Genomic DNA, 18,385 nt, shown 5'->3' on the forward strand with positions numbered 1-18,385 from the left:
CGGCGCGGCGGAAGCTTTCCGCCGTGCCGGCCTGACGGATACCCAACATGATCGAAACACTGGTGCGTGCGTTGCAGCAGGCGTGCTTCCGGCACCGCCCGATGATCCTGCTCTCGCTGCTTGGCTTCACCGTGGTGATGGCGGTGTTCGCTTCCCGCCTCGAAATGAGCGCGGGCTTCGACAAGCAGCTGCCGCAGGACCACGAATACATCCAGACTTTCAACCAGTACCGCGACGTGCTGTTCGGTGCCAACCGCATCATCGTCACCGTCGAGGCGAAGAACGGCGACATCTGGAACGAGAAGGCGCTGACGAAACTCTACGACGTCACCCAGGCGGTGTTCTTCATGAAGGGCGTCGACCGCCGCACGGTGACGTCCCTGTGGACCCCGAACGCGCGGGCGGTGCAGATCACCGAGGAGGGCATGCGGGCCGAGGACGTGATCGGCGGCGACGTGACTGTCAAGGCGCTCACCGACGACAACATCGCGGCGATCCGCGAGCGCACGATCGTCGGCGGCTTCGTCGGCAGCCTCGTCGCGAACGACTCGTCGTCCGCGATGGTCGTTGCCGAGCTTGCCGATCCCGATCCGCAGACGGGTGAACGGCTGAATTACCAGGAATTCAGCGAGCGCCTCGAGCGCGAAATCCGCGACGCCTTCACCGACGACGACATCCGCATCCGCATCATCGGCTTCGCGAAGCAGATGGGGGATATCTCGGAAGGGGCGACCAGCGTCATCGAGTTCTTCGCACTCGCGTTCCTGCTGACTGCCGCGGCGGTTTACTGGTACACGCGCTCGTGGCTGCTGACTTTCCTGCCGCTCGCCTGTTCGCTGGTGTCGGTCGTATGGCAGTTCGGCACGATCACGCTGCTCGGCTTCGGCCTCGACCCGCTCGCGATCCTGGTGCCGTTCCTGGTGTTCGCGATCGGCGTGTCGCACGGCATCCAGCAGGTGAACTACATCGCCAAGGAAGTCATCAACGGCGCCGACGGCTACACCGCCGCGAGCCGCAGTTTCACCGGGCTCCTCGTGCCCGGCACGCTTGCGCTGATCACCGCGTTCGTCGGCTTCGCGACGCTGGTGCTGGTGCCGATCCCGATGATCCGCGAGCTCGCGATCACCGCGTCGGTCGGCGTCGCGTACAAGATCGTCACGAACCTGATCATGCTGCCGGTGGTCGCGAGCTATTTCCGCTTCGACGACGCTTTCGTGCTGCGCGCAGGCAAGGTCGAGGCGATGCGCAACCGCATGATGTCGACGCTCGGAGTGCATATCGCGAATCCGCGCAATGCCGCGATCGGCACGCTGGTGTGCGTCGTGCTGATGGGCATCGCAGTATGGCAGAGCCAGGGCCGCCACGTCGGCCACGTGCTGCCGGGCGCCCCGGAACTGCACGACGATTCGCGCTACAACCAGGACGTCGAAGCAGTCGTCGGGCGCTACGGGCTCGGTCTGGATCTGCTGACGGTGGTCGTCGAATCGCCTGCGGACGGGTGCTACCGCCACGACGTCATGAGCCATGTCGACCGCTTGACGTGGTATCTCGCGAACGTGCCCGGGGTGCTGTCGGCGCAGTCGCTGCCGAGCATGACGAAGCTCGCCGCCTCCGGAGTCAACGAGGGCAACCCGAAATGGGCCGCGCTGCCGCGCGAGGAGCTGACGCTCGGCGAGGCGGTGCGCCAGGTGCCTGAAGGCATGCGGCTTTTCAACGCCGACTGCACGCTGCTGCCGGTCAATCTTTATCTGGCGGACCACAAGGCCTCGACGATCGAAGGAGTCGTCGCCGCGGTGAAGCATTTCCGCACGATGCAGCCGTTCGACGGCATTACCGTGCGACTGGCGAGCGGCAACGCCGGCGTGCAGGCGGCGACGAACGAAGTCGTCGAGCATTCCGAACTCCCGATGATGCTCTATGTGTACGCGACGATCCTCGTGCTGGTGTTCGCGGTGTATCGCGACTGGCGGGCGATGGTGGCGTGCTGCGTGCCGCTGACGCTGGCGACCTTCCTCGGCTACTGGTTCATGAAGGAGCTCGACATCGGGCTCACGGTGGCGACCTTGCCGGTGATGGTGCTGGCGGTCGGGATCGGTGTCGACTACGCGTTCTACATCTACAACCGGCTGCAGATGCACCTCGCGCATGGCGACGACATCGTCACGGCGTTCAAGCAGGCGCTGCGCGAGATCGGCGTGGCGACGGTATTCACCGCGGTGACGCTGTCGATCGGCGTCGCGACGTGGTCGTTCTCGGCGCTCAAGTTCCAGGCCGACATGGGGATGCTGCTGACCTTCATGTTCATGATGAACATGATCATGGCGATCACGCTGCTGCCGGCGCTGGCGGTCACGATCGACATGCTGATCCCGCGCCGCGGCCCGGTTCGCGCGCCGCTGATGGCTCATTGAGGAGATGCCGGTGAAAAGATCGAACCGATTCGCGCGCGGCATCATGGCACTGGGCCTTGCGATTGGCGCCCTGGCGTGCGCTGCCGCCCCGGCCGCCCCGGAGAGCATCACGGCGACCGTGCCGGCGATGAAGGCAAGGCTCGCGGCGAAAGTGCCGCTGACCGGCATCGCCCGCGCCCGCAACGCGCTCGTCGCGGTCGGCGACTACGGCATGATCGTGCGCTCGACCGACGGCGGCAATATCTGGCAGCAGGCCGAGGCGCCGGTCAGCGCGCTGCTGACGGCGGTCCATTTCGTCGATGAGCGGCATGGCTGGGCGGTCGGCCACGGTGGCGTGATCCTCGGCAGCGACGATGGCGGCGCGAGCTGGAAGCTGCTCGAGGTGCTCGACGAGCGCCCGGTGCTGCTGTCGGTGCATTTCCTCGACGCGGAGCGGGGCTACGTGACGGGTGCGTACGGCGTGGCGTTCCGCACCGCCGACGGCGGGCGCAGCTGGACGCCGATGGCGGTGGGCAGCGGCCAGGATGCCGACTTCCACCTCAACCACCTGTTCTCGGTGCGCGACGGCACGCTGTTCATTGCGGGCGAAAGCGGCCTGGCGTTCCGCTCGACCGATCGCGGCGCGAGCTGGACGAAGCTCGATACCGGCGTGTCCGGCTCGTTATGGAGCGGATTCGAGCTCGGCGGCGGCGAAGTCGTGCTGCTCGGCATGAGCGGCAAGGTCATCACGAGCCGGGACAGCGGCGATACCTGGCAGGCGCGCGACACCGGCACCGAGCAGTCCCTGACTGCCGGCATCACGACGACCGATGGCGGCGTGATCGTCGTCGGGGCGGGTGGCGTGGTGCTGCGCGGCAAAGGCAGCGGCCCGCTGCAGCTGGAAATCCGGCCCGACCGGCAGAACCTCGCCGCAGTGATGACCGCCCCGGACAGCGGTGGCGTCGTCGTGGCCGGGCAACTCGGCGTCGAGCGGCTCGTGCCGGCGCGCTGATTCAGAACATTCCGTGGAGACCTCCGCATGCTGACAAAACTGATGGCGCTGCTGTCCGGCGAACTCCAGCCCGAAGGACTGGAAACCGGGCCGTTCGAGCGACGCCATATTGCCGTCGCGGTCCTGCTGCTCGAAGCGATGTACATCGATCACCGCGCCACCGAGCGCGAACACGCCGCCGTCGGCCGCCTGCTGCACCAGCATTTCGGCCTGACGGAGGACGTCGCACGCCAGCTCGTCGCCATCGCCGACGAACGTTTCGCCGAAGTGCTCGACGACTGGGAGTTCGCCGAAGCGGTGCGCGCGGGCTTCGACGCGGCCGAGCGGCAAGAGGTGCTGACGATGTTGTGGGAGGTGGCCTATGCGGACGGTGATCTCGTCCGTCTCGAGGACCGCCTGATGAACCGGCTCGCGAAGCAGCTCGAAATCGGGCCGCAGGCCGCGGATGCGGCACGGGCTGCCGCGGTGGCGCGCGCCGGGCTGCTCGATGATGGTGCCAGCGGAACCTGACGGGGACGAGAGGCGCAACGATGAGCATTCCTCAAAATGAAGAACCACTTGGGTGGAAACGGAGGGCGATGTGAAGGCGCAAATGAGCGAGGCGTTTCGCGAAGGGATTCGCGACGGGATTCGCGACGCAATGCAGTGTGGGGCAAGGATCGCCGGCGTTCTGGCCGTCGCGACGGGCGTGGCCGGTGTGGCGCACGCGGCGAACGGTGACGTCGCGGCGCAGCAGCTGCTCGAGGCGAAGTGCGGCGCCTGTCACCTCGACAACGGCAAGCTGAACCGCATCTCGGAGATCCGCAAGAGCCCGGAAGGCTGGGACATGACGGTCGTGCGCATGGGCATCTGGCACAAGGTCGAGCTGACGCCCGGCGAGCGGCAGACGATCGTCAAGTACCTCGCCGACCGGCAGGGCCTCGCGCCGTCGGAGAGTGCGCCCTACCGTCCGCTCACCGAACGCCAGCCGAACATGCAGGACACTGCGCCCGACGAGGAACTCGCGCAGATGTGCGGACGCTGCCACAGCTATGGACGCGTCGCGCTGCAGCGGCGTGACGAAGGCGAATGGCGCAAGCTGATGCACACTCACCTGGGCCAGTTCCCGAGCGCGGAATATTCCGCGATGGGCCGCGACCGCAACTGGTGGGAGATCGCCCGCGACCAGTTGCCGCCTCGGCTGGCGGCGCTGTACCCCAAGGACACGCCGGTCTGGCGCGAATGGCGCAGCGCGCAGCACCGCCCTGCGACGGGGAGCTGGGTCGTCGCTGGCGAGCGCCCGGGCTGGGGGGCGTACACGGGCACGATGACGGCGCGTGCCGCCGGGCCGGATCGCTACGAAGTGAGCTACGAGCTGCGCTTTGGCGTCGGCAACACGGTGCGCGGGCAGGGCGACGCGATCGTCTACACCGGGTACGAATGGCGCGGCTCGGCGAAGCTCGGCAACGAGGACACGCGTTCGATCTTCGCGCTGAGCCCGGATGGTTCCCGCATGTCGGGACGGTGGTTCCTCAAGGGGGCCGACGAAATCGGGGCCCGCTTCGAAGCGGTGCGCGCGGACAACGCGGTGAAGAACGAACTCGTCGCAATTACGCCGCGGATGCTGCGCAACGACGCGACGACGGACTTGACGCTCGCCGGCGTCGCGCTCGATGCGAATGTCGACTTCGGCCCCGGCATCGAAGTCGTCGAATGGCTCGGCACATCGCCCGGCGGGCTGAAAGTGCGCGTCCGCGTCGCGGTCGATGCGCCGGAAGGAGTGCGTACGGTTGTCGTCGGCGGCCGCGAGTCCGCGCAGACCGTCGCGGTGTTCAATCGCTTCGACACGGTGCGCGTCGAGCCGGCGTTCGCGGTCGCGCGGCTCGGCGGCGGCACCGTCGCACCGATGAGCGCGCAGTTCGACGCCATCGCCTTCCTCAACGGCGCGGACGGCAAACCGGGCACCGACGACGATATCCGCCTCGGCAGCGTGCCCGCGACATGGTCGACCGAGCCGTTCGACGAGCGGGCGCGTCACGACGAGGACGCACGCTACGCGGGTCACATGGCGTCGCACGGCCAGTTCGTGCCTTCCTTTGCCGGCCCCAACCCGCTGCGACGCGGCGGCATCAACAACGTCGGCAACCTGTCGGTCATCGCGACGGTTGCCGACGGCGACCAGACCCTTAACGGCAAAGGCCAGCTGATGGTGGTTGCGCAGCGCTGGAACCCGACACCGCTGCGCTGAAGGAGACATCCCGTGACGACATTACAGGTGCAGGCGCACAACTATCGTTCGATCCGCTCCGGCGGCCGGCATGTCCTGCTGCATGTGCCGACGACGTCGATCTTCGAGCTCGATCCGGCCGCGACCGACCTGCTCGGGCTGTTCGAGTCGACGCCCGCGGTCGCCGCCGACGACATCCAGGCGCGCTTTGACGGGCGCTATTCGCCGGGCGAGCTATGCGACAGCCTCAGCGATTTCATCGAGCTGGGGATCGTCGCACCGCAGCCGAAGCACTACGAGATCCCGCCGCGGCTGGTCGAGCGCTCGCCGCTGAAGACGCTCGTGCTGACGCTGACGACCGGCTGCAACCTCGGCTGCAGCTACTGCTATCGCGAGGACCTGACTTCGCCGAAGAACTCATCGGTGATGGACTACCAGACCGGCACGCGCTCGATCGACCTGCTGCTCGCCGAAGCGAGCGAGAACGAGCGTGTCGCGGTGGTGTTCTTCGGCGGCGAGCCGCTGACGCGCATCGCGGTGATCCGCGACCTCGTCGAATACGCCGAACAGAAGGCCGCGGCCGCCGGCAAGGACGTCGAGTTCTCGCTGACGACCAACGCGACGCTGCTCACCGACGACGTCATCGATTTCCTCGATGCGCACCGCTTCGGCATCACCGTCAGCATCGACGGCGGCGAAGCGCAGCACGACCGGCATCGCCGCACGATCGCCGGCGGCGGCACTTACAAGACCGTCGCGATGCGCGTGCAGCGCCTGCTCGAACGCTACAAGTCGCGCCCGGTCGGCGCCCGCGTGACGCTCGCCTCGGGCAACATCGATGTCGCCGGCATCTACCGGCACCTGCACGACGAGCTCGGCTTCTTCGAAGTCGGCTTCGCGCCGGCGACCGCGGGACCGGATTCCCCGGTCGGGCTGTCGCCGCAGGAGCTCGACGAAGTGTTCGCGGCGATGCAGGCGCTCGGCCGCGAATACGTCGGCGAAGCCAAGCGCGGCCGGCGCCACGGCTTCGGCAACATGCACCAGCTGATGACCGACCTGTGGATGGGTACGCGCAAGGTGCTGCCGTGCGGCGCCGGCGTCGGCCTGCTCGCGGTCGGGACGACCGGCAAGATCTCGCTGTGCCACCGCTTCACCGGCTCCGACTCCGACCTCGCCGGTTTCGGCGACGTGACGAGCGGCATCGCGCGCGAGTCGCTGTCCGGTTTCGTCAGCGCCGCGCAGAACCCGCACGCCGCGTGCCGCACGTGCCCGGCGCGAAGCCTGTGCGCGGGCGGCTGCTACCACGAATCGTATTCCCGCTACGGCGACCCGTTCCTGCCGACTTTCGAGTACTGCGAGCAGATCCGTGCCTGGATCGCGTTCGGCCTCGAAGCCTTCGGCGAGATCGCGATCGCCAATCCGGCGTATTTCAACGCCTCCAACGCACAAAGGAGTGCCAGACAATGAAACGCTTGCGAGCCCTCAACCACAAGGCACAGCTGCTCGAACACGCCGTGCAGGAAGGCCACAGCGAGGAAGTGCAGCTGATGAGCAGCGTCGTCGGCTGCACGACGACTTTCGATCCGGGCTGGGAAATCGACGCTTTCGGCGGACTGGCCAGCCTGTGCCAGCCGATGGAGGCGGATCTCTACGGCTGCACCGATCCATGCTGGTGGCCGGCGCAGCTCGCCGACGGCCTGAACAGCGCACGCGACTGGACCGACGGCAAGAACTCGGCGCTGCGCGACTGGCGCGAGCTGCAGACCCTGTTCCCGGGAGATTGAGCATCATGAAGAAACTGCTCGTTGCGCTGTGCTGCGTTGCGGCATCGGCGTCCGCGGTCGCCGCGGAATACCTGCTGACGGTGACGCGGCCGAACACCCTGCACGTCATCGACCCGGCCAAGCGCGAAGTGGTGCGTTCGATCGCGATCCCCGGTGACGGCGTGCCGGGCACGATCACGGTGCCGAAAGACGGCAAAGTTGCCTACGTGCTGACCAACCGCATGGAAAGCGTCGTCGGCATCGACCTCGACAGCGGCAACCAGGTGTTCCGCGCCGACTTCTCGAGTCCCGGCAGGCGCGTCAAGGGCTTCTTTGCCGCCGCTGTCAGCGAGGACGGGCGCGAGCTGTACGTGCACCAGGCGCCGGTCATGCTCGGGCGCTCCGAGTACCAGGTCGAGGACACTTACATCGCGGTGTTCGACACCGCCGACGGCGTGGGCGCGAAACCTCGCCGCACATTCCCGGCGCCGCGCCGCATCAGCCTGCTGGCGCCGACCGGCAACAAGGATCACCTGCTCGCGCTCGGCTGGGACATGTACCTGTTCAACACCCGCAGCGGGACGATCGAGAAGACTTTCCCGATCCGCCACTGGGACCGTCCCGGCCTGGGCGAGCCGGACGTCCTGGCGATGTGGGGAACGTTCGAGCAGGCGCGCGCGTTGAGCACGCCGTACTTCGTCCCCAAGACCGATGTAGCGCCTGATTCGGCCGAGGCGTTCAAGGCCGGCATCGCGGTGTTCGACCTCGACGCCGAGACGCTGAAGACGATCGAGTTCGAAAATGCGCAGACGGCGATGTTCTCGTCGGTGATCAATCCGGCCGCTCGCAACGAAGCGTTCCTCGTCATGAACCAGCTGTCGAAAGTCGATACCGAAACCGGCAAGCTGATCAAGCGCGTCGACCTCGAGCAGACGTTCTACGCCGTCAATATCTCGGGCGACGGCAAGGAAGTCTATATCGGCGGGGCGCTCGACAAGATTGCCATCCACGACGCCGAAACGCTCGAGAAAACCGGCGAGATCATGATGCCGGGCGGCGCGGACCAGTCGATCGGATGGTTGCGGGTCGTCAAGCGCTGACGAGCGTCTCCGCGTGATCGCGCTGCGAAAAAAAGGATCGCTGCCGCTGCAGGCGCTCGCATGGGCGTGGCCCACCGTGCGCGGGCGCGCGGGCGCCGCAGCCGGCATCGTCGTGCTGTCCTTCCTCGCGTCGGGCGCCGCGTTGCTGCCGCCGTATCTCACCCAGCGCCTCGTCGATGACGGCATCGTCGGCGGGCGCATGGACGTGGTGCTGCAGCTATGCGGCGCGTTCCTCGCGCTGCTCGTCGCCGGCGTCGCGGTCGAAGCCGTTTCCCGCCTCGCATATCTGAAACTGTCCGCGCACGTGCTGTTCGGCCTGCGCGAACAGATTTACCGCCACCTCCAGACGCTTGCGCCGACGTACTACGCGCGCACTCGCGGCGGCGAGATCCTGTCGCGGCTCGACGGTGATGTCGCCGAGGTGCAGCGTTTTGCGATCGACGCGCCGATGGGTCTCCTCAACGCGGCGTTCTCGCTGGTCGTCGCGCTGGCGCTGATGCTGTCGCTGAGCCCGCTGCTGACGGCGCTGGTGTTCGCGCTCGTGCCGCTGCATGTCGCGGCGCTGCTCGGGTCGCGGGGATGGCTCGAGCGCAGCGCCCAGGCGGTGCGGCAGCAGAGCGCGGCGATGTCGAGTTTTTTTGTCGAATCGCTGCGCGCGATGAAGTTCATCCAGGCGACGAATGCCGGCGCGCGGCAGGAGGCCGAGCTGCGCGCGCATCATGGCGACTATTTCGCCGCGCTGCGGCGCTCGCAGCTCGCTTCGCTCGGCGCCGGGGGCGTGCAGCGCATCCTGTCCGGGCTCGGCGTGCTGCTGGTGTTCGCGGTCGGCGGCAGCCTCGCGGCGGCGGGCGAGCTGACGGTCGGCGTCGTCGTCGCGTTCATCGCCTACACGACTCGCGCAGCCGGTCCGCTGCAGACCGCGGCGGGCGTTTTCATGGGCTGGCAGCGGGCGAAAGTCAGCCTGCAGCGCATCCGCGAACTGGCCGCTGAATTGCCGACGGTCACGTCGCCGGCGCAGCCGGTCGCGCTCGCGCAGCCGGTGCGCGGCGACCTCCGCCTCGTCGACGTGTATTTCGGCTACGGCGAGACGCGCGTGCTCGACGGCGCGTCGCTCGACATCCCGGCTGGCCGCAAGCTCGCCTTGGTCGGCGCGTCCGGCGCCGGCAAATCGACGCTGATCGATTTGCTGCAGCGTCATTACGATCCGGCCGCCGGGCACATCCTGCTCGACGGCGTGCGGCTCGATCGGCTCGACCTTGCCGAGTTGCGGCGGCGCGTCGTGGTCGTCGACCAGGACCCGGTGCTGATGCCCGGCAGCGTGCGCGACAACCTGCGCTTCGTTGCGCCGGATGCCGATGAGGCGGCGCTGCTGCGCGCGCTCGACCTCGCCGGTCTCGCGCACTTCGCCCACGCCCGCGGGCTGGACAAGGAGGTCGGTGCATCGGCATCGGCGCTGTCGCGCGGCGAACGGCTGCGCATCGCGCTCGCCCGCGCGATCCTGCAGGACCCGGCGGTGCTGATCCTCGATGAGACGACCTCCGGGCTCGATCTGCCCGTGGCCCAGGCGATTGTCATCGCGGTCGACCGCGTGTTCGCCGGCCGCACCCGCATCGTCATCACGCACAACCTCGCGTCCGTCGGAGAGCTCGACGGCGTCGTCGAACTGCGTGACGGCATGCTGGTCGAGCAGCCGCCGGTGCGAGCGCCGGCGCCGCTGCTGAGGGCCGTATGAAACTGCGCGTCGGCATCGTCGATGGCGGTTTTGTGCGCGTAGCGCCCGCAGCGCTGCACGCAGCTGCGCAGTTCGCCAGCGGCGAGTTCGATGGCGGCGAGTTCGATGGCGCCAAGTCCGATGGGGTCGTGCGCTGCGAAGCGCCGCACGGACCTGCGCTGCCGCACGGCGAATGCGTCGCCGCGCTGGTCCTCGACGCGGCGCCGACCGCTTGCCTGCTCGACGCACGCGTCGCCACGGTCGGCCGGCCCGCGACGCCGCGCCTCGTCGCCGCCGCGATCGACTGGTGCGTCGCCGAAGGGGCTCGTGTCGTCAACCTGAGCCTCGGCCTCGCCGACGATCGTCGCGTGCTGCGCGAAGCTTGCGAGCGGGCCGTGGGGCAGGGCGTGCTGCTCGTCGCCGCAGCGCCGGCACGCGGTTCGCCAGTCTATCCGGCGCATTATCCCGGCGTGCTCGCGGTGAGCGGTGATGCGCGCTGCGCTCCTGACCAATGGTCGCGGCTCGATCCGGCGAGCGCAGCCGGCGCCGCGTGGGGAACCTGTCCCGACGCGCCCGGCGGACGCCCCGGTGGCGCGAGCATGGCTGCAGCGCGCTTTGCCGGCATCGTCGCGAATCACCTCGTGCAGCACCCCGACGCGGGCCTTCGCGGGCTCGTCGACCACCTCGCGGCCTTTGCCATCTGGCACGGGCGCGAAAACAGAAGAATCGCGGAGACCGATTCATGACATCGACCTTGCCCCCAGCGCCGACCCCTTCCATTTCGCCAAAACCTCCTGCGGGCCCGATCGAGCTCGGCTTCGCGCTCGTCGATGAGCGCGAGCTCGCCGCGTTCGTGCGCCTTGGGCGTGTCACGCGCGACGACTATCTCGAACAGCTCGGCGACGCGCGACAGTGCGTGACGCTGCCCGACGACGCCGAGCCGACGCATTTCTTCCTCGGCAGCGAGTTCTGCGAGCACCTGCTGCCGAGTGTGGAAGCGATCGATCGCGCCGTGGCCCTGTGCGAGCGCTGGGGAGTCACGTTCGGCCTCGTCACGCCGATCGCCTGTGACAGCCTGTTCGAGCCGCTTCGCGCCGCGTTCGCGCGCCTGCCTGCAGGCGCCGAAGTGACCGTCAACGACTGGGGCGTCGCGCGCGTCGTGCAGCGCGAATTCCCCGATCTGCGGCCGGTCGCCGGGCGGCTGCTCGGGAAGATGCTGAAGGACCCGCGGCTGCCGTCCGCGACGTGGGCGCGCATGTACCCGAACGGCCTGCGCGCCGGCCCGTTCCGCGAAATCCTCGACAATCTCGGCATCGGCCGCCTGGAACTCGACTTCCCGCCGTTCGGCGCTGCCGACATGTATGCCGGCATCGATTTCCCGGTCGGCGTACGCGCGCCGTATGGCTACATCGCGAAGGGCCGCATCTGCAAGCTCGGTTCGCTCGCGCTCGATGTGCCGGAAAAATTCTCGCCGGGCCACCGGTGCCGCCGCGAATGCCTCGGCTTCTCCGAAGTCGGTGCCCGGCCCGGCACGCGCGAGCTGCAGACGTCGCAGCGCGGCAACACGATGTATTACCGCCACGCCCCCGGCATGACCGCGGCGATCGCCGAGGCGGTGGCGAATGGCTGGGTCAGCCGTATCGTCCTGTCGGGAGCCTGAAATGAAGCCCCCACGCTCGCTTTGTTCGCTGCCCCCCGAGGGGGTTGAGGCCTCCCTTGGGGGTGGCCCTACGGGAGTCCTATGAAAATCACTGCACCGATCAGCACGCCTGCCGAAGTCGAACCGCTGGTGCGGGCTGGCGCGCGCGAACTGTATTGCGGCGTCGTGCCGCCGGAGTGGATCCGGCGTTTCAACACTTCGGGCGTCAATCGCCGCGTGTTCGGCAACCTCAACGGCTATGCCGACCTCGAGCGCGTCATCGACAACGCGCATGCGCTCGACGCCGAAGTGTTCCTCGTCCTCAACGCGCAGCAATACGGCGAGCAGCACCTCGACGCGCTGACCGAAATCGCCGCCCACTTTCGCAGCATCGGCGGTAACGCCGCGATCGTCGCCGATATCTCGCTGATCGCCTCGCTCGCGGCGAACGTCCCGGATCTCGCGATCCACGTCAGTTCGGTCGCGACCTGCCGCAACGTCGAATCGGCGCGCTTTTTCGCGCAGCTCGGCGCGCGCCGCATCATCCTGCCGCGCGACGTCACCGTCGCCGAGATCTCCGCGATCGCGACCGAACTCCCCGAGCTCGACATCGAAGCGTTCGTGCTCAACGACGGCTGCGTGTTCGAGGAGGGCACGTGCCACACCGTGCATCTGCCGATGAACAAGGGCGGCCCGATCTGCATCGACAACTACCAGTTCGAATACCGCGCGGCGAATGGCGAAGCACCTGCCGAACGGGCGCTGCGGCGGCTGGAAAAGAACGACCAGGACTACAAGCGCTGGCTGTGGTATCGCTTCGGCAACGGTTTTTCGGTCGCGCCGAACGGCTACCCGTGGGGCCCGTGCGGCCTGTGCGCGATGCCGGCGATGCACGCGGCGGGCGTGCATTCGGTGAAGATCGCCGGGCGCGAAGGGGCGAGCGAGCGCAAGGTGAAGAGCGTCGAACTCGTTCATGAGGTGTTGCGCCGCATCGAGGACGGCGAACCGGAGTCGAAAGTCCGCGAATGCGCGGTCGGACTGCGCGACGCGCCGAGCCACTGCGCGAGCGGTTACATGTGCTATTACCCCGAGAAGCGCAGCCGGCCGGAGATTGCCGCTCACGCACGGCCGGGCTGAAGTCGCCGCCGGATCAATCCGTCGGATCGCCGATTATGTAACTATATGTTTCATCTCCTGTTTAGGGTCGTGAAACAGACTGCATAACGCGTAGGCGTAATGCCGGCTGAAGTCTGGCAGCCGGGGCCGCTGCACAAGCCGCCCTGCGCGAACGTCATCGTGCTGGCCAGGCGCGCGAAAGTTGCTCGCGGATGGCTGCTGGGAAAGAATGCTTCACCGCACAAAAATACTGCCTGTGCGGTAACAATAATCGAGGGTGCAGCGGGACGGTCACAACCGTTCGCTGCGCTCGAAGCTGAACCCGGCGGTTCGCGCCGCCACATTGCAGGCCCTGCCCGGACCCTCCGACGGTCCTATTCGGGGCTGAATCCCGGATCGTCGATGAAGCTATTCTCTGCGTGGCCCCGCTGGGTCCAAATCCTTTTTTCCGTCGCCCTTTTTACCTCCGTCGTCGCCGGCTGGATCGCGTTCGACTACCACAGCCACGCGCCGAGCACGGCTGGCAAGACCGAACTCGCACGCGAGTTCGAGTCCGGCCCCCACATGTGGCTGGACCGTCCGCTCGACGCATCGGTTTTCGCGGACAAGCTTCGACAGGGCGAGATCGCCGCGGTCGGGGTCGACGGCCAGCGCGTGCTGGCGACGACCCGCAGCGGTGAGCAATTCAGCACCGAGCTCGTCGCGGGCGAGGAAGGACTGCTGGCCGGCCTCGAAACCGCGAGCCGGGAGCAGGGTTTCGCGCTGACCCGCATCAGCGTGGACGCGCGCACGGTCGGCGAACGCATCGTCGCCAGCACGGGCAGCGTGCTCGAGCGACTCTTCACGCTGTTGACGGTCGCCGCAATGGTGGTGCTCGGCGTCTATCTGCTGCGGCAAGGTGCAATGGGCGGCGGCGCGAAAGCCAGGCTCGCCGAGAAGCCGCAGACGAGTTTCGTCGACGTGGTCGGCGCGTCGGATGCGAAAACCTCGCTGCAGCAGGTGACTGCCTTCATGCGCGACCCGCAGAAATATCTCGCGCTCGGGGCCAAGCCGCCGCGCGGCGTGCTTCTCGAAGGCCCGCCGGGAACCGGAAAAACCTTGCTCGCGCGCGCACTCGCCGGCGAATGCAAGGCGAACTTCATCGCCGTCGATGGCTCGCATTTTTCGAGCATGTTCTACGGCCAGGGCATCGCGAAAGTCCGCGAACTCTTCGCGACCGCCCGCAAGAATGCGCCCTGTATCATTTTCATCGACGAGTTCGACGGCATCGGCAAGCGCGCGAGTGGTGCGAAAGTCGAGGGCGGGCAGTCCGAAGAGAACCGCATCATCAACAAGCTGCTCGTCGAGATGGACGGTTTCTCGACCTCCGACAACATCATCGTCATCGGCGCGACGAACCACGTCGGCAACGTCGACGAAGCGCTGCGCCGCCCCGGTCGTTTCGACCTCGTCGCGCGCGTCAACCTGCCCACCGTGCACGATCGCCGCGAACTGTTCGAGCTGTGTCTCGCCCGCGTCCGGGCCGAGTCCGGGCAGATCGACGCGGAGGCGCTCGCGCGCGCGAGCAGCGGCCTGTCGCACGCCGACATCACGAACATCGTCAATCGCGCGACGGTACTGGCGGCGGAGTCGGGCAGCGCTTCGGTGACCCAGGCTCACCTGCACCGCGCGCTCGAAACGCACCAGCTCGGCGGCGAAGTCTCGAGCCTGAAGGCCGCGTTCACCGAAACGCACCGCGAGCGCATTGCGGTGCACGAAGCGGGCCACGCGCTGGTCGCCCATGCGCTGAAAGCGGGCCGCGTCGAGCGCATCAGCATCGAGCCGCGCGGCCAGGCGCTCGGCGTGACCTTCGTCAGCCGCGAGGACGAAGTGCCGCTGTATGGCGAGCGCGAACTGAAGGCGCGGCTGTCGATGCTGCTGGCCGGGCGCGAGGCCGAACTGATGAATTACGGCAACACGACGTCGGGCGCGGCCGATGACCTCAAGCGGGCCTCGGAACTGGCAATCGAAATGGTCAGCTCGATGGGGTTTTCGAGCCAGTTCGGGCTGCTGAGCCTCGCCGGTGTGCCCGATGCGCTGGTCGGACCACATATCCAGGAGCGGGCGCTGGGCGAAGCGCGCGCGATGCTCGAAGCGGCCCAGCGCGCGTGCCGCGAGACGCTCGAACGCCATTGTCACGTGCTGCACGCGGTGACCGCAGCGCTGCTGAAGGACGACACGGTTTCCGGCGCGTTGCTGCGCGAGATGTTGCCGGCGCATGATTTCCACGCCGACGCGGCGAACGACGCGGCAGCACTGCGTGTTGCGATGGAAACGGTTCCCGGGCCGGTGTAAAGGATGGTCCCGGGGCTGGCGCTGGGTCGCGGCGGGGGTCAGAGACGCTTCGTCGCGACGATTGCTCCCCGGATCTCGCCTTCCTTGTAACCGGTGGCGCGGTCGTCGGGATAATGCTCGTCGATAACCGCCCTGACTTCAGGCTTGAGCTGGTCGCGTGGGCCGTGGCAGCTCAGGCATAGCGCCTGGGTCGGCAGGGCCTTCGCGTAGCGATAGACGTGCCCGCCGGCGGCCTCGACCACTTCCCCTTTCTCGAGACCGGTAGGGTTCTCGCCTGCGGCGGCGCGTCGGTCGAATTCTTCCAGCGCGGCTTTTTCCCACGCGTCCGGCGTCGCGCGCTGCGCGTTGCGCGGCTTCAGGCTCACGCGCTTGAGCTGCCACCCGGTGCTCGCCGCGACTTCTTTCGCCATGGCCGGCGCCATGTCCTTGCACACCGGGATCGCCCCTTCGGGACCCACCTCGGCGATTTTCTCGTTCAGCGCGGCCAGCAGCCTCGGCGGTAGTGTGGATGCCGCTGCGCGCGCTTCCACGAGCATCGCGTCATCGGCGGCGAGCGCGGAAAACGACAGGCAGGCACAGCCGAGCGCAACGGCCACGGGGGTGGGGAGGCACTTGAGGGCGGGCATGAGCTTCATCGGAATCTCCTTGGCTGTCGTATAAAAGTGAATGCTAATATTACGCTCGATTTCCTTTGGGTGCGATCGGCACGATGCACTTCACGTCCGGCCGCGACCTGGACGGGTCGCAGTGCAGCAAGTCACCCGCTTCGTATGGGTAAAAAAGCGCTATCGCGGGCTGTTCCGCAAACCGGATCGGAGGCCGGGAAACCGCCGCTGGAGCGCCGGCGATGCAGTGCCCGGCTTATTCCGTGGTGCACAATAGGCTGGGCCTTGTGGTATCTTGGCCAAAAATAAATGGTTTGCAGATTTTTTTACCCCGACCTCCCCTGAATGACGCTTTTCTCGCTGATCGTTGCGCTGCTCATCGAGCAGCTGCGCCCGCTGCCGGTCCGGCAGGTGGTTCTGGATCCCCTTAGACGGTTTTCCGGCGTACTTGTTGACCGCTTCAACGACGGCCGGGCGCGGAACGGAACGCTCGCGTGGTGGTTGCTGATGCTTCTCGCGGTTTTGGGAGGCGCGTTGGTCTTCGTCCTGCTGTGGCTGATCCACCCGGCGCTCGCGTTCGCGTTCAATATCGCCGTACTGTATCTGACGATGGGCTTTCGTCAGGAGAGCCATTACTTCACCGACATCCACCTCGCGCTGCGCATGGACGAACTTGCCCGCGCCCGCACGCTCCTCGGCGAATGGCGCGGCGGACAGTATTCCGAGGCGAGTTCGAGCGAGGTGGCGCGGCTCGCGATCGAGAAAGCGCTCGTCGCGGCGCACCGCAACGTGTTCGGTGTGGTGTTCTGGTTCATCGTCATGCCCGGGCCGACAGGCGCGATTTTGTATCGCCTGGCGCGCTTCCTCGGTGAAGAATGGGGGCAGCGCCGTGATGCCGAATTCGGCGAGTTCGGCCGCTTCGCGAGAAAAGCATTCGCGGTCATTGACTGGGTGCCGGCCCGCCTGACCGCAGCGTCGTTTTCGGTCGTCGGCGACTTCGAGGACGCGCTGTTCTGCTGGCGTACCCAGGCGATGCTTTGGGGCGAAAGGGCGTCCGGTATACTGATTGCCGCGGGTGCGGGAGCGCTGGGAGTGCGTCTGGGAATGCCCGTGCACGAATCCGGCGAGATCGTCGAGCGGCCGGAAATGGGCGTCGGCGCGGAAGCCGATGCCGAATACATGCAGAGTACCGTGGGCCTGGTATGGCGAGCGCTGGTGCTTTGCCTGTTAATGCTCGCTTTGGTTGTGATAGCCGGTTGGGTTGGTCGTTGATTTTTGAGGAGGGAGCACTGAGATGGCGAATCGTGAAGTAGTGGTTTTGAGTGCGGTACGTTCGGCGGTCGGCGGTTTCGGCGGTTCGCTGAAGGACATGGAACCGGCTGAACTCGGCGCTGTGGTCGTCAAGGAAGCGATTGCCCGCTCCGGCGTGGACGCGAAGCAGATCAGCTTCGCCGCGGTCGGCAACTGCATCCCGACCGAGTCGCGCTACCCTTACGTCGCGCGCCTGGCGACGGTGCAGGGCGGCATGTCGATGGATTCGGTCGCCTTCGCGGTCAACCGCCTGTGCGGATCGGCGCAGCAGGCAATCGTCAATTCGGCGCAGGCCATCATGCTCGGCGACGCGGATTTCGCGATCGGCGGCGGCGTCGAAGTGATGTCGCGCGGCGCGTACCTGCTGCCGGCGCTGCGCAGCGGCGCTCGCATGGGAGACACCAAGGCGATCGACGCGATGGTTGCAGTCCTGACCGATCCGTTCGGGGTCGGACACATGGGTGTGACCGCAGAAAACCTGACGACGAAGTGGAACATCAGCCGCGAGGAGCAGGACGCATTCGCGCTGGAGTCGCAGAACCGTGCGGCGGCGGCGATCGCCGATGGCCGTTTCAAGAGCCAGATCGTGCCCATCACGTTCGAGACGCGCAAAGGACCGGTCGTCTTCGACACCGACGAGCATCCGCGCATGACGACGATGGAAGCGCTGGGGAAGATGAAGCCGGCCTTCAAGAAGGACGGTTCGGTGACTGCTGGCAACGCTTCGGGCATCAACGACGCGGCGAGCTTCCTGGTCCTGGCCGAGGCGGGCAAGGCTGCGGCCGCAGGGCACAAGCCGATCGCACGCCTGGTCGCTTACGCGATCGCCGGCGTGCCGAACGACCTGATGGGCGAAGGCCCGATCCCCGCTTCGAAGCTCGCGCTGCAGCGCGCCGGGCTGACGCTGGACAAGATCGATGTCATCGAATCGAACGAAGCGTTTGCCGCTCAGTCGATCGCTGTCAACCGTGGCCTCGACCTCGACCCGAAGAAGACGAACCCGAACGGCGGCGCTATCGCGCTCGGCCATCCGGTCGGTGCGACCGGCGGGGTGATCATCACCAAGCTGCTGCACGAGCTGATCCGCGTCAATGGCCGCTACGGCATGGCGACGATGTGCATCGGCGGCGGCCAGGGCATCACGACGATCTGGGAACGCGTCTGACCGCGTCTCGCGACCGGTACGAAAAAACCCCGC

General features: G+C 67.2%; 15 protein-coding genes. 14 read left to right on the forward strand and 1 reads right to left on the reverse strand.

Annotated elements, in window-relative coordinates:
* The first annotated feature begins 47 nt into the window (after positions 1-47).
* From EBN1_RS14625 to EBN1_RS14680, 12 genes are all read left to right on the forward strand, one after another.
* Positions 48-2,411, forward strand: coding sequence for an efflux RND transporter permease subunit (locus tag EBN1_RS14625; RefSeq protein ID WP_011238743.1), 2,364 nt, complete (start codon positions 48-50; stop codon positions 2,409-2,411).
* Between the two features lie 4 nt (positions 2,412-2,415).
* Positions 2,416-3,402 carry a WD40/YVTN/BNR-like repeat-containing protein gene (locus EBN1_RS14630; RefSeq protein WP_241762737.1) on the forward strand — a complete coding sequence of 329 codons (987 nt, stop codon included), beginning with the start codon at positions 2,416-2,418 and terminating at the stop codon, positions 3,400-3,402.
* Between the two features lie 27 nt (positions 3,403-3,429).
* Positions 3,430-3,912 carry a tellurite resistance TerB family protein gene (locus EBN1_RS14635; protein WP_011238745.1) on the forward strand — a complete coding sequence of 161 codons (483 nt, stop codon included), beginning with the start codon at positions 3,430-3,432 and terminating at the stop codon, positions 3,910-3,912.
* Positions 3,913-3,994: 82 nt separating this feature from the next.
* Positions 3,995-5,629: a quinohemoprotein amine dehydrogenase subunit alpha gene (gene peaA / locus EBN1_RS14640; RefSeq protein ID WP_241762738.1), complete on the forward strand. Its 1,635-nt coding sequence runs from the start codon at positions 3,995-3,997 to the stop codon at positions 5,627-5,629.
* A gap of 12 nt (positions 5,630-5,641) precedes the next feature.
* A complete protein-coding gene (gene peaB, locus EBN1_RS14645) occupies positions 5,642-7,075 on the forward strand; it encodes a quinohemoprotein amine dehydrogenase maturation protein (protein ID WP_011238747.1) in 1,434 nt (477 codons plus the stop codon).
* Positions 7,072-7,392 (forward strand): quinohemoprotein amine dehydrogenase subunit gamma, encoded by a 321-nt coding sequence (gene qhpC, locus EBN1_RS14650; protein WP_041646438.1) that lies wholly within the window; start codon positions 7,072-7,074, stop codon positions 7,390-7,392. The genes peaB and qhpC overlap by 4 nt, the downstream gene beginning before the upstream one ends.
* Positions 7,393-7,397: 5 nt before the next feature.
* A complete protein-coding gene (gene peaD, locus EBN1_RS14655; protein ID WP_011238749.1) occupies positions 7,398-8,471 on the forward strand; it encodes a quinohemoprotein amine dehydrogenase subunit beta in 1,074 nt (357 codons plus the stop codon).
* A 13-nt stretch (positions 8,472-8,484) separates the two neighbouring features.
* A complete protein-coding gene (locus tag EBN1_RS14660; RefSeq protein WP_011238750.1) occupies positions 8,485-10,203 on the forward strand; it encodes an ABC transporter ATP-binding protein in 1,719 nt (572 codons plus the stop codon).
* Positions 10,200-10,928 (forward strand): subtilisin-like serine protease QhpE, encoded by a 729-nt coding sequence (qhpE, locus tag EBN1_RS14665; RefSeq protein WP_011238751.1) that lies wholly within the window; start codon positions 10,200-10,202, stop codon positions 10,926-10,928. The genes EBN1_RS14660 and qhpE overlap by 4 nt, the downstream gene beginning before the upstream one ends.
* The gene (locus EBN1_RS14670) at positions 10,925-11,842 is read left to right on the forward strand and encodes a hypothetical protein (protein ID WP_011238752.1); all 918 of its coding nucleotides are present in this window, start codon (positions 10,925-10,927) and stop codon (positions 11,840-11,842) included. Before qhpE ends, EBN1_RS14670 begins: the two co-directional genes overlap by 4 nt.
* A gap of 81 nt (positions 11,843-11,923) precedes the next feature.
* Complete coding sequence (locus EBN1_RS14675) at positions 11,924-12,958, forward strand: U32 family peptidase (protein WP_011238753.1); 1,035 nt, start codon at positions 11,924-11,926, stop codon at positions 12,956-12,958.
* A gap of 381 nt (positions 12,959-13,339) precedes the next feature.
* Positions 13,340-15,271, forward strand: coding sequence for an ATP-dependent metallopeptidase FtsH/Yme1/Tma family protein (locus tag EBN1_RS14680; protein WP_011238754.1), 1,932 nt, complete (start codon positions 13,340-13,342; stop codon positions 15,269-15,271).
* A 38-nt stretch (positions 15,272-15,309) separates the two neighbouring features.
* Here EBN1_RS14680 and EBN1_RS14685 read toward each other — a convergent pair whose 3' ends face one another.
* Complete coding sequence (locus EBN1_RS14685; RefSeq protein ID WP_011238755.1) at positions 15,310-15,906, reverse strand: Tll0287-like domain-containing protein; 597 nt, start codon at positions 15,904-15,906, stop codon at positions 15,310-15,312.
* 315 nt (positions 15,907-16,221) lie between these two features.
* On the opposite strand from EBN1_RS14685, the gene EBN1_RS14690 reads away from it, so the two are divergent.
* Together EBN1_RS14690 and EBN1_RS14695 are read left to right on the forward strand one after the other, a co-directional pair.
* Entirely contained in the window at positions 16,222-17,148 is a 927-nt protein-coding gene (locus EBN1_RS14690; RefSeq protein ID WP_011238756.1) for a CobD/CbiB family protein, read from the forward strand.
* A gap of 22 nt (positions 17,149-17,170) precedes the next feature.
* Positions 17,171-18,352, forward strand: a complete 1,182-nt coding sequence (locus EBN1_RS14695; protein ID WP_011238757.1) for an acetyl-CoA C-acyltransferase family protein — start codon at positions 17,171-17,173, stop codon at positions 18,350-18,352.
* Positions 18,353-18,385 lie beyond the last annotated feature (33 nt).

Origin of the sequence: Aromatoleum aromaticum EbN1, assembly GCF_000025965.1 — a bacterium.
Lineage (GTDB): Bacteria > Pseudomonadota > Gammaproteobacteria > Burkholderiales > Rhodocyclaceae > Aromatoleum > Aromatoleum aromaticum.